Annotated in this window: 19 protein-coding genes and 1 tRNA gene; 14 read left to right on the top strand and 6 right to left on the bottom strand. The window is 74.6% G+C overall.

The annotated features are described in order from the left end of the window. Positions 1-38: 38 nt before the first annotated feature. Positions 39-2012: a Xaa-Pro dipeptidyl-peptidase gene (locus ABD385_RS02510; protein ID WP_425585332.1), complete on the top strand. Its 1974-nt coding sequence runs from the start codon at positions 39-41 to the stop codon at positions 2010-2012. 69 nt (positions 2013-2081) lie between these two features. Next, on the top strand, positions 2082-3434 hold the full coding sequence (locus ABD385_RS02505; protein ID WP_344573169.1) for a M14 family metallopeptidase: 1353 nt from the start codon (positions 2082-2084) through the stop codon (positions 3432-3434). Here ABD385_RS02505 and ABD385_RS02500 read toward each other — a convergent pair. Beyond that, positions 3401-4462 carry an FAD-dependent oxidoreductase gene (locus ABD385_RS02500; protein WP_344573168.1) on the bottom strand — a complete coding sequence of 354 codons (1062 nt, stop codon included), beginning with the start codon at positions 4460-4462 and terminating at the stop codon, positions 3401-3403. The two genes, ABD385_RS02505 and ABD385_RS02500, sit on opposite strands and share 34 nt — an antisense overlap. A 372-nt stretch (positions 4463-4834) precedes the next feature. Here ABD385_RS02500 and ABD385_RS02495 point away from each other — a divergent pair, with 372 nt between their 5' ends. Beyond that, positions 4835-6802 (top strand): FUSC family protein, encoded by a 1968-nt coding sequence (locus tag ABD385_RS02495; protein ID WP_344573167.1) that lies wholly within the window; start codon positions 4835-4837, stop codon positions 6800-6802. Positions 6803-6821: 19 nt separating this feature from the next. Here ABD385_RS02495 and ABD385_RS02490 read toward each other — a convergent pair whose 3' ends face one another. The 3 genes from ABD385_RS02490 to ABD385_RS02480 all read right to left on the bottom strand — a co-directional run bounded on the left by ABD385_RS02490 (position 6822) and on the right by ABD385_RS02480 (position 11936). Next, complete coding sequence (locus ABD385_RS02490) at positions 6822-8027, bottom strand: Cmx/CmrA family chloramphenicol efflux MFS transporter (RefSeq protein ID WP_344573165.1); 1206 nt, start codon at positions 8025-8027, stop codon at positions 6822-6824. Between the two features lie 429 nt (positions 8028-8456). After that, on the bottom strand, positions 8457-10928 hold the full coding sequence (locus ABD385_RS02485; protein ID WP_344573164.1) for a Tex family protein: 2472 nt from the start codon (positions 10926-10928) through the stop codon (positions 8457-8459). Positions 10929-11069: 141 nt separating this feature from the next. After that, entirely contained in the window at positions 11070-11936 is an 867-nt protein-coding gene (locus tag ABD385_RS02480; protein ID WP_344573163.1) for an SCO6745 family protein, read from the bottom strand. Positions 11937-12056: 120 nt separating this feature from the next. Here ABD385_RS02480 and ABD385_RS02475 point away from each other — a divergent pair, with 120 nt between their 5' ends. Both ABD385_RS02475 and ABD385_RS02470 read left to right on the top strand, forming a co-directional pair. Beyond that, positions 12057-13016 (top strand): GlxA family transcriptional regulator, encoded by a 960-nt coding sequence (locus tag ABD385_RS02475; RefSeq protein WP_344573162.1) that lies wholly within the window; start codon positions 12057-12059, stop codon positions 13014-13016. Positions 13017-13088: 72 nt separating this feature from the next. Continuing rightward, positions 13089-13760: a DJ-1/PfpI family protein gene (locus tag ABD385_RS02470; RefSeq protein ID WP_344573161.1), complete on the top strand. Its 672-nt coding sequence runs from the start codon at positions 13089-13091 to the stop codon at positions 13758-13760. 33 nt (positions 13761-13793) lie between these two features. Here ABD385_RS02470 and ABD385_RS02465 read toward each other — a convergent pair whose 3' ends face one another. Next, positions 13794-14564: an enoyl-CoA hydratase/isomerase family protein gene (locus ABD385_RS02465; RefSeq protein WP_344573160.1), complete on the bottom strand. Its 771-nt coding sequence runs from the start codon at positions 14562-14564 to the stop codon at positions 13794-13796. A gap of 54 nt (positions 14565-14618) precedes the next feature. Here ABD385_RS02465 and ABD385_RS02460 point away from each other — a divergent pair, with 54 nt between their 5' ends. The 4 genes from ABD385_RS02460 (at position 14619) to ABD385_RS02445 (ending at position 17844) form a co-directional block, all read left to right on the top strand. After that, complete coding sequence (locus tag ABD385_RS02460; protein ID WP_344573159.1) at positions 14619-16271, top strand: ABC-F family ATP-binding cassette domain-containing protein; 1653 nt, start codon at positions 14619-14621, stop codon at positions 16269-16271. Between the two features lie 81 nt (positions 16272-16352). Next, positions 16353-16426: transfer RNA gene (locus ABD385_RS02455), tRNA-Met, on the top strand. Positions 16427-16563: 137 nt separating this feature from the next. Next, on the top strand, positions 16564-17151 hold the full coding sequence (locus ABD385_RS02450; RefSeq protein ID WP_344573158.1) for an HdeD family acid-resistance protein: 588 nt from the start codon (positions 16564-16566) through the stop codon (positions 17149-17151). Between the two features lie 201 nt (positions 17152-17352). Further along, positions 17353-17844 carry an ATP-binding protein gene (locus tag ABD385_RS02445; protein WP_344573157.1) on the top strand — a complete coding sequence of 164 codons (492 nt, stop codon included), beginning with the start codon at positions 17353-17355 and terminating at the stop codon, positions 17842-17844. Here ABD385_RS02445 and idi read toward each other — a convergent pair. Further along, positions 17819-18430, bottom strand: coding sequence for an isopentenyl-diphosphate Delta-isomerase (idi, locus tag ABD385_RS02440; protein ID WP_344573156.1), 612 nt, complete (start codon positions 18428-18430; stop codon positions 17819-17821). The two genes, ABD385_RS02445 and idi, sit on opposite strands and share 26 nt — an antisense overlap. Before the next feature lie 468 nt (positions 18431-18898). On the opposite strand from idi, the gene ABD385_RS02435 reads away from it, so the two are divergent. The 5 genes from ABD385_RS02435 to ABD385_RS02415 are packed head-to-tail and all read left to right on the top strand — an operon-like array spanning position 18899 to position 24185. After that, a complete protein-coding gene (locus tag ABD385_RS02435) occupies positions 18899-20719 on the top strand; it encodes a DUF5941 domain-containing protein (protein ID WP_344573499.1) in 1821 nt (606 codons plus the stop codon). Next, positions 20716-21474, top strand: a complete 759-nt coding sequence (locus ABD385_RS02430) for a phosphocholine cytidylyltransferase family protein (protein WP_344573155.1) — start codon at positions 20716-20718, stop codon at positions 21472-21474. Before ABD385_RS02435 ends, ABD385_RS02430 begins: the two co-directional genes overlap by 4 nt. Further along, positions 21462-22523 carry an iron-containing alcohol dehydrogenase family protein gene (locus ABD385_RS02425; RefSeq protein WP_344573154.1) on the top strand — a complete coding sequence of 354 codons (1062 nt, stop codon included), beginning with the start codon at positions 21462-21464 and terminating at the stop codon, positions 22521-22523. The genes ABD385_RS02430 and ABD385_RS02425 overlap by 13 nt, the downstream gene beginning before the upstream one ends. Then, a complete protein-coding gene (locus ABD385_RS02420) occupies positions 22501-23280 on the top strand; it encodes a CDP-alcohol phosphatidyltransferase family protein (protein ID WP_344573153.1) in 780 nt (259 codons plus the stop codon). Before ABD385_RS02425 ends, ABD385_RS02420 begins: the two co-directional genes overlap by 23 nt. Before the next feature lie 14 nt (positions 23281-23294). Next, positions 23295-24185, top strand: a complete 891-nt coding sequence (locus ABD385_RS02415; protein ID WP_344573498.1) for a glycosyltransferase family 2 protein — start codon at positions 23295-23297, stop codon at positions 24183-24185. The last annotated feature ends 32 nt before the right edge of the window (positions 24186-24217 follow it).

Genomic DNA, 24217 nt, shown 5'->3' with positions numbered 1-24217 from the left:
CCTTCTGCACGGGAGTTGACCCGCGCTACGGTCCGGCCGTGACGATACGCACGGGAACCCCCCACCCCCCATGGAAGACCCTCGTCCTGTCCGCCGTCCTCGCCCTCCTCGCCCTGGTCGCCGTCCCCGGCGCGGCGGGCGCGGCCGCCGCCCCCGGGGAGAGCATGCCGGTCTACTCCTACGCCCACGCCGTACGCGAAACGGTCTGGGTGGACACCGGACTCGACGGCGACGGCGACGGCCACCCCGACCGGGTCGCGGCCGACATCGTCCGGCCCGCCGAACCCGCCCGGCAGGGCCGCCGGATACCCGTGATCATGGACGCCAGCCCCTACTACTCCTGCTGCGGACGCGGCAACGAAAGCCAGAAGAAGACCTACGACGCCCAGGGCCGCCCGGTCCAGTTCCCGCTCTTCTACGACAACTACTTCGTGCCCCGCGGCTATGCGACCGTCCTCGTCGACCTGGCCGGAACCAATCGCTCGGACGGCTGCATCGACGTCGGCGGCCGCTCGGACGTCCAGTCGGCCAAGGCCGTCGTCGACTGGCTGGGCGGCCGGGCCCGCGGCTACACCGCCCGCAGCGGCGGGAAACCCGTCACCGCCGACTGGTCCAACGGCAACACCGGCATGATCGGCAAGAGTTGGGACGCCACCGTCGCCAACGGGGTCGCCGCCACCGGCGTCCCGGGCCTGAAGACCATCGTCCCGATCGCCGGCATCTCCTCCTGGTACGACTACTACTTCGCCCAGGGCGCCCCCCTCTACGACGGCGGCCCCGACGGGCTCGCCAGTGCCGTCGAGAGCCCCGGCGCGCACAAGAACTGCGCCGCGGTCCAGAAGAAGCTCGTCGACGGCGCCCCGCGCAACGGCGACTGGACCGACCTGTGGACCGAACGGGACTACGTCCGCCACGCCGACAAGGTCCGCGCCAGCGTCTTCCTCGTCCACGGCATGCAGGACCTCAACGTCCGCACCAAGAACTTCGGCCAGTGGTGGGACGCGCTCGCCCGGCACGGCGTGCAGCGCAAGATCTGGCTCTCCCAGACCGGCCACGTCGACCCGTTCGACTACCGCCGCGCCGACTGGGTCCGCACCCTCCACCAGTGGTTCGACCACTACCTGATGGGCTACGACAACGGCATCGAGCGCGCCCCGATGGCCGACGTCGAGCGCGCCCCCGACACCTGGCGCACCGACGCCCGGTGGCCGGCACCGGGCACCGCCGACGTCACCCTGCACCCGCGCACCGGCACCACCGCCGGCGTCGGCGTCCTGGGCACCCGGCCGACCCCGGCCGGCCAGACCGCGTCCTTCACCGACGACCCGCAGCTCGGCGAGGCCGACTGGTCCGCCGCGATCGACCGCGCGACCCCGGCCAAGGCCGGCTTCACCACCGGCCCGCTGACCGCGCCGCTACGGCTCTCCGGCGCCGGCACGGTGACCGTCACCGCCACCCCCAGCACCACCAGCGCCCACCTGAGCGCGGTCCTCGTCGACCTCGGCCCGGACACCATCCGCAACTACGGCGGCGACGGCGAGGGCATCGTCACCCGCGGCAACAGCACCTGCTGGGGCGCCGGCACCACCGGTGACACCGGCTGCTTCAAGGAGACCGCCGCCGACACCAGCAAGGTCGGCTTCACGGTCTTCAGCCGCGGCTGGGCCGATCTCGGCCACGCCACCGACCCGCAGCACGGCCACCCGCTGACCCCCGGCAAGCCCTACACCCTCACCCTCCAACTCGCCGCCAGTGACCACGTCGTGCCGGCCGGGCACCGGCTCGCGCTGATCGTGGCCGGCACCGACGCCCACCTCATCGACCCGCCCGCCTCCCGCCCCACGCTCACCCTGGACCTCGCCCGCACCGCCGCCCGGCTGCCGCTCACCGGTGGCGCCCCGGCCCTCGCCCGCGCCACCGCCGGCACCCCGCCGGCCGTCCACCCGTCCGCGACCGCCCTCACGGGCATCGCCCCGCCGACGTCCCCGAGCCGACTGCCGCACGGAGACTGACCGGCCGGGGGCCGTCCCGCACCCACGGGACGGCCCCCACCCACGCTGCCGACACCCGGAGGCACCCTCGTGGCACCCCGCAGCCCGTTCCGCCCCCGCGGCCTCGTCCTCGGTGCGCTGGCCGCCGCCCTCACCGCCGCGTTCGCTCCCGTCCCGTCCGCCCGGACCGTGTCACCGCCCGGGCCGCGGACGGGATTCGAGGTCAGCCACGGCGCCCGCTGGACCAGCGAGCCGGAGGAGACCGCGTTCCTCGCCGCCGTCGCCCGCGCCCCGGGAGCCGCGACGCGGGTGCGCATCGACCGGATCGGCACCACCGTCCAGGGCCGCCCGCTCCGCCTGGTCCGCCTCGGCGCCGCCGCCCCCGCGGGAGCCGCCGCCCGACGCGGCACCTCCGTGCTGCTGATCTGCTCGCAGCACGGCGACGAGCCCGCCGGCCGCGAGGCGTGCCTGACCACCGTCCGCGACCTCGCCCTGGCCCAGGACCCGGCCACCCGGCGCTTCCTCGCGCGCACCGGCGTCCTGGTCGTCCCCACCGCCAACCCCGACGGCCGGGCCGCCGACACCCGCGGCAACGCCGACGGCACCGACGTCAACCGCGACCACCTCGCGCTGACCACGCCCGAAGCCCGCGCGATGGCCGCCGTGCTCCGCGACCACCGCCCCGACACCGTCTACGACCTGCACGAATACACCCCCACGGCGCCCTACTACGTCAAGGACCTGCTCTCCCTGTGGCCGCGCAACCCGAACACCGCGGCCGCCCTCCACCACGAGTCGACCGCGCTGTCCGAGGACTTCGTCGGCCCCGCCGTCCGGGCGGCCGGCTTCAGCACCGGCGTCTACGGCATCTGGACCGACCCGGTCACCGGCGCTCCCGTGAAACAGGTCGCCGGCGACGGGCAGGAGCGGATCCTGCGCAACACCGCCGGGATCAAGGGTTCTGTCGGGCTGCTGGTGGAAACCCGCGTCGACCCGCTCCCCGGGCGCCCGGAAAGCGCCGCCAACGCCACCGCCGCAACCGACCCGGCGCGCACCCACCGCCGCCGGGTGGCCTCCCAACTGGCCGGCCTGAAAGGGCTGTTCACTTTCCTGGACCGACACCGCGAACGCATCGAGGCGGCCACCGCGGCGGCCCGCGCCGCCGGCCTGGCCGACCGCGGCCCGCTCTACCTCGGCGGCGCCGACAACGACCCCCCGACCGCGGACCGCATCCTGACCCACCCGCCGCGCGCCTACCGCCTGGACGCGGCCCCGTTCGCCCGCGTCGCACCCGTCCTGGCGGCACACGGCGTGCACTGGCGGCGGGACGGCGACGGCGGCGCCACCGTCCCGCTGCGCCAGTCACTGCGCGCGCTGGTCCCGCTGCTGCTGGACGCGCGCGCCGACCATCACGTCGCGGTCGGCACCCCGGTCGACCCCTGAGCCGGCGCGAACTCGGCCCGCACCAGGCGCAGCACCTCGTCCGCGCACCCCCAGGACACGGTCACCCCCGCACCCCCGTGCCCGTAGTTGTGCACGCACGCCGTCCCGTCCGGCAGCCGCTCGGCTGCCAGCCGCACCGCCGGACGGGCCGGCCGCAGCCCCACCCGGTGCGCCAGCACGCGGGCCCGCGCCACCTCGGGGAAGTACCGGGCGCACCGCGCCACGATCGCCGCCGCCACCGCCGGGTCCGGCTCCCGCGACCAGGCCCCCTCCCGCGCCGTCCCGCCCAGCACGAGGCCGAAGGGCTGCGGCAGCACGTACGCGGTGTCCTCCGCGCCCGCGTCGGCCGCGGTGAACCACTCCGTGACGCCCGGATTCTCCACGATCACCAACTGCCCCTGGACCGGGTGCACCGACGCGTCCGGGACCAACTCCCGCGCCCCGAGCCCGGAGCAGTTCACCACCGCCCGGACGCCGTCGGCCGCCTGGGCCAGGGACGCCACCGCACCCGCCACCACCGTGCCGCCGGCCGCCACCAGCCGCCGCTCCAGGTAGCCCAGGTGCACCGGCATGTCCACCAGCGGCGTACGGGCCCGCCACCCCGCGCCGCACCCCGCGGGCAACTCCCCGGCGCGGGCCCGCCGCAGCCCGGGCAGCGCGGCGTACCAGGCGTCGAGCCCCGCCTCCAGGCCCGCGTCCCCGCCGTCCGCCGCGGGCTCGCTCGCGAACGTGCCCGTCACCAGCCGGGCGCCGGTCTGCGTCGGCCGCCCGGCCAGTTCGCCGAGCACCTCCAGCGAGCGCAGCGACCAGCGCACCGCGTCCGCGTACGGCTGGATCCGGTACGGCCAGCACAGTCCGCCGGCCACCGCCGAGGTGGTGTCGCCGGCCGTGTCCCGGGCCACCACCCGCACCCGGTACCCGGCCTCCGCGAGCACCACCGCCGAGGTCAGGCCGATCACCCCGCCGCCGACCACGCATATCTCCGGGGCCGACGCCCCGCCCGTCGCCACCGCTCGCCGCTGCGTCATCTCCGCGTCCTCCTGAGGTCCGGTTGCCTGCTGATGTGGTCCCGCCGGGTGCCGGGGCCGTGGCCGGCCCCCTCCCTCCTACCCGCCCACCCGACGCCCTGGGTTTTGGCGCCCGAGGGGCCCGTCGTCCTGCGAACCCCTTGCCGTCACGCCCCTTCCACCTGTGATCTTGTCCACTTGTGATCTTCGCGTAACCCTCCGGAAGCACTCCGGACAGCACCGGACCGTAGGCTGGAGGGGCCCCCGGTGGACCGGCCTCCCGCCCCACCGGCCGGGCCCCCGGCACCGTCGGCCGATGACGCCCCTCGGATCCGCCCGCGACCACCCGTGGCCGCGCCCCGCATCCCGCCCCGCCATCGCCCGAGGAGACCCATGCCCCGCCCCCGGCGCGCCGTGCCCGCCTGGCTCGCCCACCCCTTCCGCTGGCAGCGGCTGCCCGTGCCCTGGGCGGCGGTGGCCCGGGGCGCCCTCTGCGCGGGACCGCTCCTGGCCGCGGGGATCGCCACCGGCCACCCGGCCCCCGGCGTGCTGGTCGCCCTCGGCTCGATGCTGGCGGGCGTCAACGACCGCCCGGGCACCCGACGTACCGGCATCGTCCACATCGGCCTGCCCGCGCTGGCCGCGGCCCTCGGCATGCTGCTGGGCGCCTCGCTGCGGGCCGCCGACGCCGGCTGGTGGGTGGTGCCGGCGCTCGGCGCGGTCGGCTTCGTCTCCGGCGCGGGCAGCGTGGCCGGGCCGGTGCGGTCCACCGCCGCCATGCAGCTGCTCGCCGCCACCGTCCTCGGCGCGGGCATGCCGCTGCCCGGCGCGCCCTGGACCAAGGCCCTCGCCGTCCTCGCCGGCTGCCTGTGGCTGCTGCTGCTCCGGCTCGTCCTGCGGCCGCCGCGCCCGGTGGGCGGACCGCTGCACGGGGAGCGGGCGGCCGTCGCCACGGTCTTCGACGCGCTCGCCGACGCCCTGGCGGCGGTCGGCGGCCCGGGCGCGGAACCCGCCCGCCGCCGGCTCACCGCGGCCCTGGACCGCGCCGACGAGGCGCTGCGGCTGCGCCGGCTCACCGACCGGCTGCTGCGCCGCCCGGCACGCCCCGAGGAACTCCTGCTGGCCGAGCGCTTCGCCGCGGCCACCGCGCTCTGCGAGGCCAGCGTCGCGCTGCTGTGGGAGGCCCGACCGCTGCCGCCGCGGGTCGCCGCGAGCCCCCGCAGCTTCGCCGAGGCGCTGCGCACCGGCCGGTCGCCGGGCCGGCTCGCCGCACCGGAGAACAGCTCCGCCGCCCGCGGCGCCTTCGACCACGCGCTCCTGGACGCCGCCGTCGCCTTCGACCGGGACCGGCCGCTGCCCCGGCCCGCAGCGGGCCCCGACACCCCGCCGGAACGCGCCGGACGCGCCGGGGGCAAGCACGGCGCACTCGGCCCGGCGGCGCGGGACTACGGACTCCGGGTCGCCCTGTGCATCGGCGCCAGCACCGCGGTGGCGCTGGCGCTGCGCGCCGACCACTGGTACTGGCTGCCGGCCACCGTCACCTTCCTCGTCAAGCCCGACCTGGGCCCGCTGTTCTCCCGCACCGTCAACCGCTTCGCCGGCACCGCCGTCGGGGTGCTGGTCTTCGCGGTGACCGGGACCCTGCTCGTCGGGAGCTGGTGGCCGGCGCTGATGGCCGGTGCGGGCGGGGCGCTGCTGCCGTTCGCCACCCGGCACTTCGCGCTGCAGACCGGGGCGATCACCGTGATGGTGCTCTCGTTCGTGCACGTCGGCGGCGCCCCGCAGGCCGCCCCCGAGCGCATCGTGGACACCTCCCTCGCGTGCGCGCTCGTGCTCGTCGTCGGACACCTGCCGCGCCTCGCCGATCCGCGCCGCCGGGTCGGCCCGCGGGTCACCGAGGCGCTGCGGAGCACCGAACGCTTCCTGCGCCACGTCCTCGAACCCCGGCCGGCGGCCCCCGCCGACCCCACCGCCGTGGCCGTCCGACGGCTGGCGCTGCGCCGGGCCGCCTACCGGACGCTGGCGCAGGCCCGGGCCGCCGCGGAGACCGCCGCCGCGGAGTTCCGCCCGTCCAGGGAGCCCGGCCCCGACTGGCTGACCGTGGTCACCGCCGTGGAACGCATCGTCGACGCCGCCACCGCCTGCGCCGTCCGCCTCGACCACGGCGCCCGGCGCCCGGGCCCGGAGGAGGCCGAGCGCCTCTGCCGGGCGCTCGCCGCCACGGCCGACGCGGTGGCGGCCCCCGGCCACCGCCCGCCGGGCACCCCGCCGCCGGCCCTCCGACCCGTCCCGGACTGCGCGACCCTCACCGACGTCGCCGCCGAACTGGAGCGCCTGCGGGAGTACGCGGCCGTCCGGTGACGCGGGCCACCGACGCCCGTCACGCGGCCGGCGCCGGCACCTCCCCGGCACCGCCGGCCGCCCGCCGGCGCACCCCTTCCGCCGCACCGCCGACCAACAGCGCCGCGGCCACCAACAGGGCGCTCACCCACAGCGGCGCGCGGTAGCCGAAGCCCGCGGCGAGCGCGAGACCGCCCCACCAGGGGCCGAGTGCGGCGCCCGCGTTCAGCGCGGCGGTCGCGAACCCGCCGCCCAGCGTGGGCGCTTCGACCGCCGCGTGGAGCGCCTGCGCGATCAGCGTGGAGCCGACCGCGAACGACAGGGTCCCCTGCACGAGCACCCACCCGACGGTGGCCACCGCGTTCCCGGCCGTCAGCGCGAACGCCACCCAGCCGACGCACAGCGCCGCGCCCCCGACGGCCAGCACCGCCCGGGGCCGCCGGTCGGCCAGCCGCCCGCCCGCCGTGACACCGGCGAACGACCCCAGCCCGAACAGCGCCAACACCACCGGCACCCCGGCAGCCCCGAACCCGGTGACGTCCGTGACCAGCGGTGCGAGGTAGGTGAAGGTGCAGAACGTGGCGCCGTTGACCAGCGCGCCCAGCAGCAACGCCACCCACAGCCGCGGCCGGCGCAGCGCCCGCACTTCGGCCCGCACCCCAGGGCCCCCGGGCGTCCCACCGGCCGCAACGTCGCCCGTCGACCCGGCCGGCACCGACCGCACGAGGACGAGGACGGCCGGCACCGACACCGCCGCCACCGCCCAGAACGCCGCGCGCCAGCCCCACTCCTGCCCCAGCACGGCACCGGCCGGCACGCCCGCGATGCAGGCCAGCGTCGTGCCGCCCAACAACACGGAGGTGGCCCGGCCGGTGGCGTCGGGCGCGACCAGCGCGGCGGCGGTCGCCAGTGCCACGGCCAGGAAGCCGGCATTGGCCAGCGCCGCCACCACCCGGGTGGCCAGCAGCACCGCGAAGCTCGTGGTCAGCGCCCCCACGACGTGGACCAGCAGGAAGGCGACCAGGAAGACCAGCAGGGCGCGCCGCCGCGGCCAACGCCGGCTCAGCAGCGCCATCAGGGGCGCCCCGACGATCATTCCGGCCGCGAACGCCGAGGTCAGCGCGCCCGCGGCCGGGACGGACACCTGTAGATCGGCGGCGATGTCCGGGATCAGCCCGGACAGCATGAACTCGGACGTGCCTTGCGCGAACACCGCGAGCGCAAGCACGTAGAGGACGAAGGGCATCAGAGATCTCCGCAACCACACCGTGGACCGGCACGGCCGAGGAGCGCCGTCGGCGGGACCGACGGCGCTCGGCGGGACCGGTCGAGGAGGCGGCAGCCCCGGCTACCGCATGGACAAGACCTGCCTCAACGGGCGGTCCGGTGGTGGAAGGAGACCTCGACGTGACGGCGCGGGAACGCGCACCGGCGCGACGGCGGCCCGAGGGCGGCGTCGTGGCCGGAAAACGGCAGTGCGAGGAGCCACCGGACGACGCCCGGTGGCTAGCGTCTTGAGGACTCGGGGCTGTTCACGATCCGCAGGCTAACCGCGCGGGCCGGCCCCGTCCACGGATTAAGCGCGCCGCGCAGCGCGGCCGCCCGCCGGATCCGCCGGGCGCCCACGCTCCGACGCCCGCCGGCCGGCGGCCCCGCCCCTGTCAGTCCGTTCCGCTCAACGGCCGTCCTTGCCGCCCAACAGCCCGGCCCGCCGCAGCGCGTCCGCCATCGCGTCGTTGACCGGCCCGGCCTGGTGGCCACCGCCGCGGCGCTCGCCGCCCCGCTGGCCACCGCCCCGCTGGGCACTACCCTGCTGGCCGCCGCCCTGCTGGCCGCCGCCCTGCCGCGGTCGCGGCGCACCGCCCCGGCCGCCCTCGCGCGGGGCCCGACCGCCACCGCCACCGCCGCCGCGCCGCTCGCCGCCGGCCGCCGCGCCCTTGCCCGGCTCGTCGTCCAGCCGCAGCGTCAACGAGATCCGCTTGCGCGGGATGTCGACGTCGAGGACCTTGACCCGGACGATGTCGCCCGGCTTCACCACGTCCCGCGGGTCCTTGACGAAGGTCTTCGACATCGCCGAGACGTGCACCAGGCCGTCCTGGTGGACGCCGACGTCCACGAACGCCCCGAAGGCGGCGACGTTGGTCACCACGCCCTCCAGGAGCATCCCCGGCGCCAGGTCGCCGATCTTCTCCACGCCGTCCTTGAAGGTGGCGGTCTTGAACTCCGGCCGCGGGTCACGGCCCGGCTTCTCCAGCTCCAGGAGGATGTCGGAGACCGTCGGCAGGCCGAAGGAGTCGTCGACGAAGTCCGCCGGGCGCAGGGCGCGCAGCACGGCGGTGTTGCCGATCAGGGACCCGACCTCGCTCTGCGCCGCCTGCACGATCCGGCGCACGACCGGGTACGCCTCCGGGTGCACGCTGGAGGCGTCCAGCGGGTCGTCGCCGCTGCGGATCCGCAGGAAGCCCGCGCACTGCTCGTACGCCTTGGGTCCCAGCCGCGGCACGTCCTTGAGGCCCTTGCGGGAGCGGAACGGGCCGTTGCCGTCGCGGTGGTTCACGATGTTCTCGGCCAGGCCCGAGCTGATGCCGGAGACCCGGGCCAGCAGCGGTGCGGAGGCGGTGTTGACGTCCACGCCGACGCCGTTCACGCAGTCCTCGACCACCGCGTCGAGCGAGCGCGACAGCTTGGCCTCGGACAGGTCGTGCTGGTACTGGCCGACCCCGATCGACTTGGGGTCGATCTTGACGAGTTCGGCCAGCGGGTCCTGCAGGCGCCGCGCGATGGAGACCGCGCCGCGCAGCGACACGTCCAGCTCGGGCAGCTCCTGCGAGGCGAACGCGGAGGCGGAGTACACCGAGGCGCCCGCCTCGGACACCATCACCTTCGTCAGCTTCAACTCCGGCTGCGCGGCGATGAGTTCGGTGGCCAGCTTGTCGGTCTCGCGGGAGGCGGTGCCGTTGCCGATCGCGATCAGCTCGACGTGGTGCTCCCGGGCCAGCCGCGCCAGGGTGGCCAGCGCCGCGTCCCACTTCTGCTGCGGCACGTGCGGGTAGATCGTCTCGGTCGCCGCCACCTTGCCGGTCGCCTCGATCACGGCGACCTTCACGCCGGTGCGGAAACCGGGGTCCAGGCCCATCGTGGCGCGCGTCCCGGCGGGCGCCGCCAGCAGCAGGTCCCGCAGGTTCGCGGCGAAGACCCGGACCGCCTCTTCCTCGGCGGCCTGCCGCAGTCGCAGCCGCAGGTCGATCCCGAGGTGCACCTGCACGCGGGTGCGCCAGGCCCAGCGGACCGTGTCCTTGAGCCACGTGTCGCCCGGCCGGCCGCGGTCGACGATCCCGAAGCGGTGCGCGATGGACCGCTCGTAGGCGCTGGGGCCCTCGTCGACCTCGGCCGGGTCCTCCGGCTCCAGGGTGAGGTCGAGGACGTCCTCCTTCTCGCCGCGCAGCATCGCCAGCACCCGGTGGGAGGGCAGCTCGGTGAACGGCTCGGCGAACGCGAAGTAGTCGGCGAACTTGGCGCCTTCCTCTTCCTTGCCCGCACGCACCTTCGCCGCGACCCGGCCGCGCGACCACATCCGCTCGCGCAGCTCGCCGATCAGGTCCGCGTCCTCGCTGAACCGCTCGGTGAGGATCGCCCGCGCGCCCTCCAGGGCCGCCGCCGGATCGGCCACGCCCCTGTCCGCGGACACGAAGGCCGCGGCGGCCGCGGTTGGTTCGACGGACGGGTCCGTCAGCAGCCCGTCGGCCAGCGGTTCCAGCCCCGCCTCCCGGGCGATCTGCGCCTTGGTGCGCCGCTTCGGCTTGAACGGCAGGTAGATGTCCTCCAGCCGGGCCTTGGACTCGGCCCCGCGGATCTGCGCCTCCAACGCGGCGTCCAACTTGCCCTGCGACCGCACGGACTCCAGGACGGCGGTCCGCCGCTCCTCCAGCTCCCGCAGGTAGCGCAGCCGCTCCTCCAAGGAGCGCAGCTGGGCGTCGTCCAGCGTCTCGGTCGCTTCCTTGCGGTAGCGCGCGATGAACGGGACGGTCGAGCCGCCGTCGAGCAGTTCGACCGCGGCCTTCACCTGCCGCTCCTTGACGCCGAGCTCGTCGGCGATGCGCGCTTCGATGGACCCGTGGGTCCCGATGGGCCCAGTGGCTGCCGTCACGTTGATCCTGCCCGCCTTCCAGCGACTTTCTTGAGCCTGCATTGTGCCGCTTGGCGCCCCGGACTGTCGCACCGCCCGGCCGGGAACGCCGGGGTGTGAGAAGACGCACCCGCCGCCGGCGCCCCGGTTCCGGGCGAGCGGCTAATCCCTGGCGAACAGCGCCTGGGGGAACGCCCCGGCCTCCATCAGGCGCGCGGTGAAGCCGGCCGCGAGTTCGGTCAACCGGGCCACGCCGGCCGCCCCCAGGTGCTCGTACGGTGCCCGGTCCAGCCGGTCCGTGGTCCGCTCCAGCTCCTTGCGCAGCGCCGTGCCGGCCTCGGTGAGTTCCTCGGCGCCGACCAGCAGTCCGCGTCCGCGCAGCCGCTCCTGTGCCGCCGTCAGCTCCTCCGGCGTCCAGCCGCGGGTCGCCAGGATGCCGCGGTAGCTCATCCCGTGCCCGCTGGCGGCGTGCGAGACCAGCGCTTCCACCGGGTCCAGCTCGGCGTCGAGCAGCGCCATCAGGTGGCCGTCGCCGCGGTGTTCGCGCAGCAACGTCGCGGCGTGCCAGTAGGCGAGGTGCGGGGCCTCGGGGACCGGGAGATCGGCGTGGGCGGAGTACAACGGCCGGGCGTGCCGGGCGCAGCCCTCGGCGGCGGTCAGCGCGAGCTTCGCCGCCTCCGCCATCTCCGGGGACTGCACCGCGTCGCCGAGGAGCCGGCGCAGGCAGGCGTCCACCGCCCGCAGTCGGGCGTCCAGCACGGCCTGCGGCGTGGCGACCGTCCAGACCTGGGGCACGTGCTGGGCGATCAGTTCGTGCTTGAAGGAGAAGAAGGTCGCGGCGACCGCCCCGGCCCCCACCGCGCCGAGCGGCGCGCTCCGGACGGCGAAGTACCCGGCGCGACCCTCCACGTTCAACCCGGACAGTTCCGCGGTGAGCTCGGGGGCGAAGTAGTGCGCCGAGTGGAAGGGGTTGAGGGCGTTGTGGCAGTGCCGGCCGGCCCGTTCGGGCAGTGCGCTGGAAGACGTCATGCGAGCAGGTTACCGACCCGTCGGTATGGCGCCACCCCCGTGGGTGCCCCGCTCCCACATGGCAGGAAAGGTGGGAATTCCGTCATTGCCGCCATCGTGCCGCGCCATCAGGATGGAGGCATGGAACAGCGCGACGTGCTGGTCGTCCTCTTCGACGGCGTGCAGAGCCTCGACGTCAGCGGCCCGGTCGAGGTCTTCAGCGGGGCCTGCCGCGCCGTCCCCGGCGCCTACCGCATCCGCACCGCCGGCCTGACCGGCGCCCCGGTCCGCACCACCAGCGGCCTGACCCTCGTCCCGGACCTCGCCCTCGACGCCGCCGAGCCCGGGCACACCCTCCTGCTGCCGGGCGGCGAGGGCACCGGCCTCCCCGACCCGCGCCTGGTCGACTGGCTGCGCGCGCACGCCCCCCGCGCCCGGCGGAAGGTCTCGGTCTGCAGCGGCGCCTTCCTGCTCGCCGCGGCCGGACTGTTGGACGGCCGCCGGGCCACCACCCACTGGAGCCTGTGCGCCGACCTCGCCGCCCGCCATCCCGCGGTCCGCGTCGACCCCGAACCGATCTACGTGCGCGACGGCGACGTGGCGACCTCCGCCGGCGTCACCGCCGGCATCGACCTGGCGCTCGCCCTGGTCGAGGAGGACCTCGGCCGCGACCTCGCCCTGTCCATCGCCCGCCACCTGGTCGTCTTCCTGCGCCGACCGGGCAACCAGACGCAGTTCAGCGCCCAACTCGCCGCGCAGACCGCGGAGCGCCGCCCGCTGCGCGACGTCCAACAGTGGATCACCGAGCACCCGGCGGCGGACCTCTCCGTCGAGGCGCTGGCCGACCGCGCCGGGCTCTCCCCGCGGCACTTCGCCCGCGCCTTCCGCGACGAGACCGGGATGACGCCCGGCCGCTACGTCGACCGGGTCCGCCTGGAGGCGGCCCGCCGGCGCCTGGAGGACACCGCCGACGGCGTCGAACAGATCTCCCGCCAGTGCGGCTACGGCACCACCGAGGCGATGCGCCGCGCCTTCGTCCGGGTCCTCGACACCTCCCCGGCCGAATACCGCCGCCGCTTCCGGCCCGCCCGGCTGCCCTGACCGGCTCCCGCACCGCCCGCCACCACCGACCACCCCGGCACACCGCACCACCGAATCAGGAACGAGGCCCCCATGCAGATCGCGATCCTCCTCTACGACCGCTTCACCGCCCTCGACGCCATCGGCCCCTACGAGACCCTCGGGCTCATCCCGGACGCCGAAGTGGTGTTCGTCGCCGAGCGCCCCGGCGTCCACCGCAGCGACAAGGGCTCCCTCAACCTGGTCGCGGAGGCCGGCCTCGGCGACGTCACCGCGCCGGACGTCCTCGTCGTCCCCGGCGGCCCCGGGCAGGCCGCGCTCATGACGGACGGTCCGCTGCACGACTGGATCCGGGCCGTGGACGCCGGCACCACCTGGACCACCTCGGTCTGCACCGGCTCACTGATCCTCGCCGCCGCCGGCCTCCTGCGGGGCCGCCGGGCCACCTCCCACTGGCTCGCGCTGGACCTGCTCCCCACCTACGGCGCCGAACCCACGGGGGAGCGCGTGGTCTTCGACGGCAAGTACGTCACCGCCGCGGGCGTCTCCTCCGGCATCGACATGGGGCTCACCCTGGCCGGCCGGATCGCCGGCGACCTCGTCGCGCAGACGATCCAGCTCGGCATCGAGTACGACCCGCAGCCGCCCTACGACGCGGGCTCCCCGGACAAGGCGCCGGCCGACGTCGTCGCCGCCCTGCGGGAGCACGGCAACGCCATCCTGGCCGGGAAGCGGTGGCGGGACGCCGGTACCGAAGGGAACTGACGGAGCGTCAAGAGCGCGGCCGGCGCACACCGCTCAGCCCTCGGGCCACCTGAACCGCGGCGCCCGGCGCTCCAGGAAGGCGGCGGCACCCTCCGTGGTGTCGCCGCTCTCCCGCGCCTGCGCCGCCCAGGACGCCCCGCGCGCCTCCGCCTCCTCGGGCGGCACGTCCCAGGTCCCGTTGGCCAGCTCCTTCGCCGCGGTCTGGGTCAACAGCGACCGGCTCGCCAGGACGGCGGTGAACTCCGCGATCCGCTCGGCCAGCTCGCCCGCCGCCACCACCTCGTCCACCAGCCCGGTCCGCAGCGCCCGCGCACAGTCGACCAACTCGCCCGAGAACAGCAGGTACTTGGCGGCCGAGAGCCCCACCAGCCGGACCAGCCGCCGGGTCGCCGACGCCGGATAGGCCACCCCCAGCTTCGCCGGCGTCACCCCGAACAGCGCCCCCTCCTCCGCGAACCGCAGGTCGCAGGCGGCCGCCAACTGGGCGCCGCCGCCCACGCAGTAGCCCCGTATCGCCGCCACCGTCGGCCGCGGAAAGGCCGCCAACGCCTCCTCCGCCGCCACCGCCAGCCCCTGCGACGCCCCCGACGGGTCCCGCAGCGAGCCGATGTCCGCCCCCGCGCAGAACGTCCCGCCGTCCCCGGTCAGCACCAGCGCCCGCACCGCGCGGTCCGCCGCGAGCCGCGCCAGCAGCGGCGGCAGCTCCCGCCACATCGCGACGGTCATCGCGTTGCGCTTGCCCGTGTTGCTGATCGTGACGGTCGCCGTACCGCCGCTGACATGCGTCTTCAGACCCGGTTCCATGCCCGGATAGTAGAGCGACCGCCGGGCACCCGGCCGGATACGATCGGCGGCCTGATGTCAGCAACCCTCGTCGCCAAAGACCTCGCCGCCGGCCACGGCGAGCGCGTCCTGTTCTCCGGTCTCGATCTGGTCGTCGCCCCCGGCGACGTGATCGGCCTTGTCGGCGCCAACGGCGCCGGCAAGGCCACCCTGCTGCGCCTGCTGGCCGGACTGGCCACCCCCGAGCAGGGCGGCCTCGCCCTCAGCCCGCCGACCGCCACCGTCGGCCACCTCCCGCAGGAGCCGGAACGGCGCCCCGGGGAGTCGGTGCGCGCCTTCCTCGCCCGCCGCACCGGCGTGGCCGAGGCCCAGCGCACCCTGGACACCACCACCGAGGCCCTCGCCGAGGGGCGCCCCGGCGCCGACGACGCCTACGCCACCGCCCTGGAGCGCTGGCTCGCCCTGGGCGCCGCCGACCTCGACGAGCGCGCCGAGGAGACCGCCGCACAGCTGGGCCTGGCGATCAGCCTCGACCAGCCGATGACCACCCTCTCCGGCGGCCAGGCAGCCCGCGCCTCGCTCGCCTCGCTGCTGCTCTCCCGCTACGACGTCTTCCTCCTCGACGAGCCCACCAACGACCTCGACCTGGACGGCCTGGACCGCCTGGAGTCCTTCGTCACCGGCCTGCGCGCCGGCACCGTCCTGGTCAGCCACGACCGCGAGTTCCTGGCCCGCACCGTCACCCAGGTCGTCGAACTCGACCTCGTCCAGCAACAGGTCAACACCTACGGCGGCGGCTACACCGCCTACCTGGAGGAGCGCGACCGGGCCCGGCGGCACGCCCGCGAGCGCTACGACGAGTACGCGGACACCAAGGCGGCCCTGGAGACCCGCGGACACACCCAGCGCAACTGGATGGAGAAGGGCGTCCGCAACGCCCGCCGCAAGGCCACCGACAACGACAAGATCGGCCGCAAGGGCCGGGTCGAGGCCACCGAGAAGCAGGCCGCCAAGGCCAAGCAGACCCAACGCATGATCGAGCGGCTGGAGGTCGTCGAGGAGCCCCGCAAGGAGTGGGAACTGCGGATGGAGATCGCCGTGGCGCCCCGGGCCGGCGCCGTGGTGGCCACCCTCCGGCAGGCCGCGGTGCGCCGCGGCGACTTCTCCCTAGGCCCGGTGGACCTCCAGATCGACTGGGCGGACCGGGTCGCCATCACGGGCCCCAACGGCGCCGGCAAGTCCACCCTGCTCGCCGCCCTCCTGGGCCGGCTGCCGCTGGACTCCGGCGCGGCCTCGCTCGGCCCCGGCGTGGTGGTCGGCGAGATCGACCAGGCCCGCGGCCAGCTGTTCCGGGGCAGCGGCGACACCTCCCTGATGGACGCCTTCCGGGCCGCCGTCCCGGACCTGGCACCCGCCGACGTGCGCACCCTGCTCGCCAAGTTCGGCCTCAAGGCCGGCCACGTGCTGCGCCCGTCCGGCACCCTCTCGCCCGGGGAGCGCACCCGGGCGGCTCTCGCCCTCCTCCAGGGCCGCGGGGTCAACCTCCTGGTCCTGGACGAGCCGACCAACCACCTCGACCTGCCCGCCATCGAGCAGCTGGAGTCCGCGCTCGCCTCGTACCCGGGCACCCTCCTGCTGGTCACCCACGACCGCCGGATGCTGACGGCCGTGCACACCACGCGCCGGATCGAGGTCGACGGCGGCCGGATCACCGACCGGACGGTGTGACCGGGCCCGAGGCGGCCGGGCACCCGCTCCGGTTTTCGATTTGTCTCCGCGGCCGGGACCCCGTAAGGTCTTCCAAGTCGACGCGGGGTGGAGCAGCTCGGTAGCTCGCTGGGCTCATAACCCAGAGGTCGCAGGTTCAAATCCTGTCCCCGCTACTCAGATGGACAGCAGGCCCGGTGCACACGCACCGGGCCTGCTGTCGTGTGTGCCCGCGGGCGCGCCCGGCTGCCTCTGCCACCTCCCGCAATACGGGGTATACCGGGAAAAACGGTCCCTGAGCGAGGAGGCGGCGATGAGCGGCAGGTCCAGGTCTTCCCGGCGCAGCCCGACGGCCCGGCTGGGGCGCAGCTTCGGGCTGCTCGCGATCCTCGGCGTCGTCCTCGTGCTGGCCGGCATCGTCGGGTTGATCTACGTGGGCGTGGCCACGCTCACCACGATGCTGCTCTTCGGCTGGTTGCTGCTGATCGGCGGCCTGGTGGGGCTGGTGCACGCCGTCCAGTCCCGGGGGTCGAGCTACTTCTGGCTCGCGGTGATCGTCGCGGCGCTGAACATCGCGGCCGGGGTGGTGGTCCTCCGGCTGCCGGACGCGACCGCCGCCGCGCTGACCATGTTCGCCGCCCTGCTCTTCCTGACCGGCGGACTGTTCCGCCTGGCGGGTGCGGTGGTGGTGCGCGGGCCGCAGTTCGGCTGGACCCTGCTCCAAGGCGTGATCGGCATCCTGCTGGGCGTCCTGGTGCTCGGCAACTGGCCGCAGAGCAGTCTCTACGTCATCGGCTGCTTCTTCTCGCTGGAACTGCTCTTCGACGGGCTGGGCCTGCTCGCCATGGGGATCGGCGGCCGGCGCGTGGTCGGCATGGTCGAGGACAGCCGGGTGGCTTGATCTTTGCCCCGACGGCGCCGGTTCCCGTGCCGGGCCGGCGACCGGCCCGGAGGTCACCGTCACAATGCGCATTCAAAACGACGGGATGCATCACGAGAGCGATCAATTCCGACAGAATCGACCAAAAGGCGTCGATAGGCGCTGACTTGTGTTCAGGAGGCCGGCCCGGACCAGCGCATTCTCAACACTCGTCATGTGAGGATGCCTTCCGGACCCCCTGCAGAACCCCCTGAGGAGCTGACCTCCCCGCTCGCGTACGAAGGTGTCTGGCGGTTCACCGCCCCGGCACTGGAGTCGTCGGTGCCCCAGGCACGCCACGCGGTGCGGGACCTCCTCGTCGAACAGCGCGTGCCCGTCGTCGACGACATCCTCGACGGGCTCCTGCTGATCGTCTCCGAGCTGGTCACCAACGCCGTGCGGCACGCCGCGCTGCTCTCCCCGCAGATCGCCGTCCAGCTCACCATCGGAGCCAACTGGCTCCGGATCGCGGTCGAGGACGACCACCCCTACCGCCCCAAGGCACTGGAGGCGGACGAGGGTGACGTCGGCGGCCGCGGCCTGTGGCTGGTCAAGGTGCTGACCGCGGAGGTGGGAGGGAAGTGCGACGTGACGCACACCGTGGGCGGCGGCAAGGCCATCTGGGCCGAGCTGCCGCTGATGCCGCTCGCTACCAGCCCGCCGACTGCCCGGTGAGTTCGCGGACCGCCGGCCGCGCCGCGTCCAGCACGGTCATGAACCACGCGGAGAACGGAACCTGCGCGTGCCGCTCGGCGAGCTCGTCCGGCGTCACGAACGCGACCTCGGAGATCTCCTCCGGGTCCGGCGTCGGCTCGGCCCGCAGCAGCCCCACGAACAGGTGGTTGTACTCCTGCTCCACCAGGCCGGAGGCCGGGTCGGGGTGGTTGTAGCGCACCGTGCCGGCCTCGGCCAGCAGCGCGGGCGCCGCGCCCAGCTCCTCCGCGGTCCGCCGGGCCGCCGCCGCGAACGGCGTCTCGCCGGGGTACGGGTGGCCGCAGCAGGTGTTGGACCACACGCCGGGGGAGTGGTACTTCGACAGCGCCCGGCGCTGGAGCAGCAGCCGCCCCTTCTCGTCGAAGAGGAAGACCGAGAACGCCCGGTGCAACTGACCGGGCGGCTGGTGGGCGGCGAGCTTCTCCGCGGTGCCGATCGTCGTGCCGTCCTCGTCGACCAGTTCCAGCATGATCGGCTCGGCGGCGCCGTCCGGCGCACCCACCGCCGAGGTTCCGGCGGTCTGTCCGTTGGCAGGTGTGATCGGCATGCCCATCCTTGTCGTCGGTCGTCGCTGTCAAGTCTGCCCCACCAAGACCACCGGGATCGGCAGAGCACTGCCGGGTGCCGCCCGGCGTCGGGCGCCCGGTGGGGGCCGGGCCGTCCCCTCGGACGGCCCGCCACACCGGCGCCGGACCACGCCGACCCTTCCGGCATGGCCCTCGCCACAGCTGCTCAGCGGCAACCATGACCAGCCCCCGCATAACCGGCACCCGGGTCGGCGGCCAGTTGTTCCGGTGAGGCCCGATCCACCATGATGATCGCGGCAGGCGCAGCCGTCGCTCACCCGATCGGGTGGTGAATGCGTGGTGAACGGCCGCATCCCGCGATCGGATAGCCTCTGCCGACGTGCCTCCCGGCCTCCCAGGGCCAGGTGTGCCGCACCCGCCGCCCGGGTAGTTCGTGTCGAATGCGGACCGACCGGCGCTGCTCGTCAGCATCCAAGGAGTGAGTTCGTCTGTCGACCGCCATCCTCACCGGTCCCCCGGTCGCCGGGTCGTCGCTCGAAACCGACCTGCGCACCCTGGGTTTTGACGTCCGCACGGCCAGTGACCCCGCCGGCGCCACCGAGCTGCTCGCCCAGGCACCGCCCCAGGAGCGGGTGGCCGTGGTGGACCCCCGCTTCGTCGGCCACCTGCACGCCCTGCGGCTCGCCCTGACCGACCCCCGCTTCCCGGCCGCCGCGGTGCCCGGCGCACTCACCGTGCAGCCCGCGGCCCGCGCCGCGCTGGACCGGGCCGCCGGCCGCATCCCCGTCGGGGCCGGCACCGCGCACCTGACGGACGTGCTCACCGACACCCTGACCGAGGCGCTCGACCGCGCCGACGTCGGACTGCACCGCGTCGAGCCCGGCAGCCTGGTGGCGACCCTCGCACTGACCCCCGCCCAGCGGGAGGAGGCCCGGGAGGCCGTCGCCGCCGTCGACGAGGAGGCGGTCCGGCTGCGCACCGCCGTGAAGTCCCGCGACGGCTTCTTCACCACCTTCTTCATCAGCCCGTACTCCCGGTACCTCGCCCGCTGGTGCGCCCGCCGCGGCCTGACCCCGAACCAGGTCACCACGGCCTCCCTGATCACCGCGCTGATCGCGGCCGGCTGCGCGGCCACCGGAACCCGCGGCGGCTTCGTCGCGGCCGGCGTGCTGCTCCTGCTCTCCTTCGTCCTGGACTGCACCGACGGGCAGCTCGCCCGTTACTCGCTCCAGTACTCGACGCTGGGCGCCTGGCTGGACGCCACCTTCGACCGCGCCAAGGAGTACGCGTACTACGCCGGACTCGCCCTCGGCGCGGCCCGGGGCGGCGACGACGTATGGGCGCTGGCGCTCGGCGCGATGATCCTCCAGACCTGCCGCCACGTCGTCGACTTCGCCTTCAACGAGGGCAGCGACTTCGAGGGCGGGGACGGTGGCGCCGGCCCGGCCGTGGGACTGTCCGACCGGCTCGACCGGGTCGGCTGGACGGTCTGGGCGCGCCGGATGATCGTGCTGCCGATCGGCGAGCGCTGGGCCATGATCGCCGTCCTGACCGCGCTCACCACCCCGCGCATCGTCTTCTCCGTCCTGCTCGTCGGCTGCGCGCTGGCCGCCTGCTACACCACGGCCGGCCGGGTGCTGCGCTCGCGCAGCCGCCGGGCCCGCCGCACCGACCGGGCCGCCCGGGCGCTCGCCGACCTCGCCGACTACGGTCCGCTGGTCGAGCTGCTGACCGGCGGCGGCCGGGGCCGGGCCAGCACCGGTTCCCTCCTCGCACCCGTTATGGCGTTTCTCTCCTCCGCGGTGCTGCTGGTGTGGGTGATCTCCCAGCCGGACCCCGCCTCCTGGCTCACCGTCGGCGTCGCGGTCTGCTCCGCGCTGCTCGCCGCCGCGGCGCTGGCCCGCCCGCTCAAGGGCGCCCTGGACTGGCTCGTCCCGCCCTTCTTCCGGGCCGGCGAATACCTCCTCGTCCTGGTGCTGGCCGCCCGCGCGGACGCCCACGGGGCGCTGCCCGCGGCGTTCGGGCTGGTCGCGGCGGTCGCCTACCATCACTACGACACGGTCTACCGCATCCGCGGTGGCGCCGGGGCCCCACCGCGGTGGCTGGTCCGGGCGACCGGCGGGTACGAAGGGCGGATCCTCGTGGTCACCGTCCTCGCCGCCCTGCTGCCCGCCACAGGTTTCACGATCGCGCTCACGGCACTCGCTGGGGTCCTGGCGCTGCTGGTGCTCGCCGAGAGCATCCGCTTCTGGGTGGCCGCGCACAATCACGGTGCACCCGCCGTACACGATGAAGGAGAACCCGCATGATCGGCCTCGTGCTGGCCGCCGGCGCCGGACGGCGTCTGCGCCCCTACACCGACACCCTGCCCAAGGCGCTGGTGCCGGTGGGCCCTGAAGGGGACGGGGAAGCCACCACCATCCTCGACCTGACCCTCGGCAACTTCGCCGAGATCGGTCTGACCGAGGTCGCGATCATCGTCGGCTACCGCAAGGAGGCCGTGTACGAGCGCCGGGAGGCGCTGGAGCAGAAGTACGGCCTGAAGATCACCCTGATCGACAACGACAAGGCCGAGGAGTGGAACAACGCCTACTCCCTGTGGTGCGCCCGTGACGTGATCGCGGCCCACGACTCGGTGATCCTCGCCAACGGCGACACCGTGCACCCGGTCTCCGTCGAGCAGACGCTGCTCGCCGCCCGCGGCGACGGCCAGAAGATCATCCTCGCGCTGGACGCCGTCAAGCAGCTCGCCGACGAGGAGATGAAGGTCGTCGCGGACCCCGCCAAGGGCGTCCGGAAGATCACCAAGCTGATGGACCCGGCCACCGCGACCGGCGAGTACATCGGCGTCACGCTCATCGAGGGCGAGGCCGCCGCCGAGCTGGCCGACGCCCTGAAGACCACCTTCGAGCGGGACCCGGACCTCTACTACGAGGACGGCTACCAGGAGCTGGTCAACCGCGGCTTCAAGGTCGACGTGGCGCCGATCGGCGACGTCAAGTGGGTCGAGATCGACAACCACGACGACCTCACGAAGGGCCGTGACATCGCATGCCAGTACTGACCCGCCTCATTCCGTCCCCGGTCGTCGTCGACATCAGCGCCGGCGCCCTGGACGACCTGGCGGGTCTGCTGGCCGACCAGCGCATCTCGGCCTCCGGCAAGCTCGCCATCGCGATCAGCGGCGGCTCGGGGGCCCGGCTGCGCCGGCGGCTGGCCCCCGCCCTGCCGGGCGCCGAGTGGTACGAGGTCGGCGGCGGAACCCTGGACGAAGCGATCAAGCTCGCGGACGCCATGAAGAAGGGGCACTACGACGCGGTCGTGGGCCTGGGCGGCGGCAAGATCATCGACTGTGCGAAGTTCGCCGCGGCGCGCATCGGCCTGCCGCTGGTGGCGGTCGCGACCAACCTGTCGCACGACGGGCTGTGCTCGCCGGTCGCCACCCTCGACAACGACGCGGGCCGCGGCTCGTACGGCGTGCCCAACCCGATCGCCGTGGTGATCGACCTCGACATCATCCGTGAGGCCCCGGTCCGCTTCGTCCGCTCCGGCATCGGAGACGCGATCTCCAACATCTCCGCGGTGGCGGACTGGGAACTGGCGCACCGGGAGACCAGCGAGGCCATCGACGGGCTGGCCGCGGCCATGGCCCGGCAGGCCGGCGAGGCCGTGCTGCGCCACCCCGGGAGCGTCAGCGACGACGCCTTCCTCCAGGTGCTGGCGGAGGGGCTGGTCCTGACCGGCATCTCGATGTCGGTGGCCGGCGACAGCCGACCCGCCTCCGGTGCCTGTCACGAGATCAACCACGCCTTCGACATCCTCTTCCCCAAGCGGGCGGCGAGCCACGGCGAGCAGTGCGGCCTGGGCGCCGCCTTCGCCACCCACCTGCGCGGCGACCGGGAGACGGCGGGGTTGATGGTCGAGGTGCTCCAGCGCCACGGCCTGCCGGTCACCCCCGGCGAAATGGGCTTCACCGACGCGGAGTTCGTGCAGGCCGTCGAGTTCGCCCCGAAGACCCGTCCGGGCCGCTACACGATCCTGGAGCACCTGGACCTGTCCACCGATCAGATCAGGGACGCATACGCCGACTATGCCGAAACCATCAGTAGCTGAGCTCCGCCCGGTCGTTCACCCCGAGGGCGTGAAGGACCGGCGCAGCGGAGAGCACTGGGCCGGCCGCCTCTACATGCGGGAAATCTCGCTGCGCTGCGACCGGTACCTGGTCAACACCAAGGTCACGCCCAACCAGCTGACCTACCTGATGACCGTCTTCGGTGTGCTCGCGGCCCCGGCGCTGCTGGTGCCGGGGGTCTGGGGCGCCGTGCTGGGCGTGGTGATGGTCCAGCTCTACCTGCTGCTCGACTGCATCGACGGCGAGGTGGCGCGCTGGAAGAAGCAGTTCTCGCTCGGCGGCGTCTACCTGGACCGGGTCGGTGCCTACCTGTGCGACGCCGCGGTGCTCGTCGGCTTCGGCCTGCGCGCCGCGGACCTGTGGGGCCCCGGCCGGATCGACTGGCTCTGGGCGTTCCTCGGCACCCTGGCCGCCCTCGGCGCGATCCTGATCAAGGCGGAGACCGACCTCGTCGGCGTCGCCCGCCACCAGGGCGGACTGCCGCCGGTCAAGGAGGCCGCGGCCGAGCCGCGTTCGTCCGGGCTGGCGCTGGCCCGCAAGGCGGCGGCGGCGCTGAAGTTCCACCGGCTGGTCCTCGGCATCGAGGCGTCCCTGCTGATCCTGGCCCTGGCGATCGTGGACGCGGTCCGCGGCGACCTGTTCTTCTCGCGGCTCGGCGTCGCGGTGCTGGCCGGCATCGCGCTCCTGCAGACACTGCTGCACCTCGTGTCCATCCTCGCCTCCAGCAGGCTCAAGTGACCACGGCGTCCGGCATGCGACTCGGTGCGGTCGTCCTGACCATGGGCAACCGCCCCGAGGAGCTGCGGGCTCTGCTGGACTCCGTCGCCCGGCAGGACGGCGACCCGATCGAGGTGGTGGTGGTCGGCAACGGCGCACCGCTGCCCGAACTGGCCGTGCCCGGGCTGGACGTGCGGACCGTCGAGCTGCCGGAGAACGTCGGCATCCCGGCCGGCCGCAACGTCGGCATCGAGGCGTTCGCGATCGACGGCACCGACGACTACCGCGTCGACGCCCTCCTCTTCCTCGACGACGACGGGCTGCTGCCCCAAACGGACACCGCCCGGCTGTGCCGCGAGGCGTTCGCCGCGGACCCGGCGCTGGGCATCATCAGCTTCCGGATCGCCGACCCGGACACCGGGCTGACGCAGCGCCGGCACGTCCCGCGGCTGCGCGCCTCCGACCCGATGCGGTCCTCGCGGGCGACCACCTTCCTCGGTGGTGCCAATGCGGTCCGTACGGCGGTGTTCACGCAGGTCGGGGGCCTGCCCGACGAGTTCTTCTACGCCCATGAGGAGACCGACCTGGCCTGGCGCGCGCTGGACGCCGGCTGGCTGGTCGACTACCGGGCGGACCTGGTTCTGCACCACCCCACCACGGCCCCGGCCCGGCACGCGGTCTACCACCGGATGGTGGCCCGCAACCGGGTCTGGCTGGCCCGTCGCAACCTTCCCGCTCCGCTGGTTCCGGTCTACCTCGGTGTCTGGCTCCTGCTCACCCTCGCCCGCCGGCCGTCGTTGCCGGGGCTCCGGGCTTGGCTGGGCGGCTTCAAGGAGGGCTGGGCCACCCCGTGCGGTCCCAGGCGTCCCATGAAGTGGGCTACCGTTTGGCGACTGACCCGGTTGGGCCGCCCTCCCATCATCTGACAAGCTCGTATCTGAGAGCATCAGGCGCGAAC

The sequence above is a fragment of the Streptomyces lunalinharesii genome (assembly GCF_039532155.1).
GTDB lineage: Bacteria > Actinomycetota > Actinomycetes > Streptomycetales > Streptomycetaceae > Streptomyces > Streptomyces lunalinharesii.
Note: the sequence above shows the minus strand (reverse complement) of the source record. Positions and strands in the feature narration are given on the sequence as shown.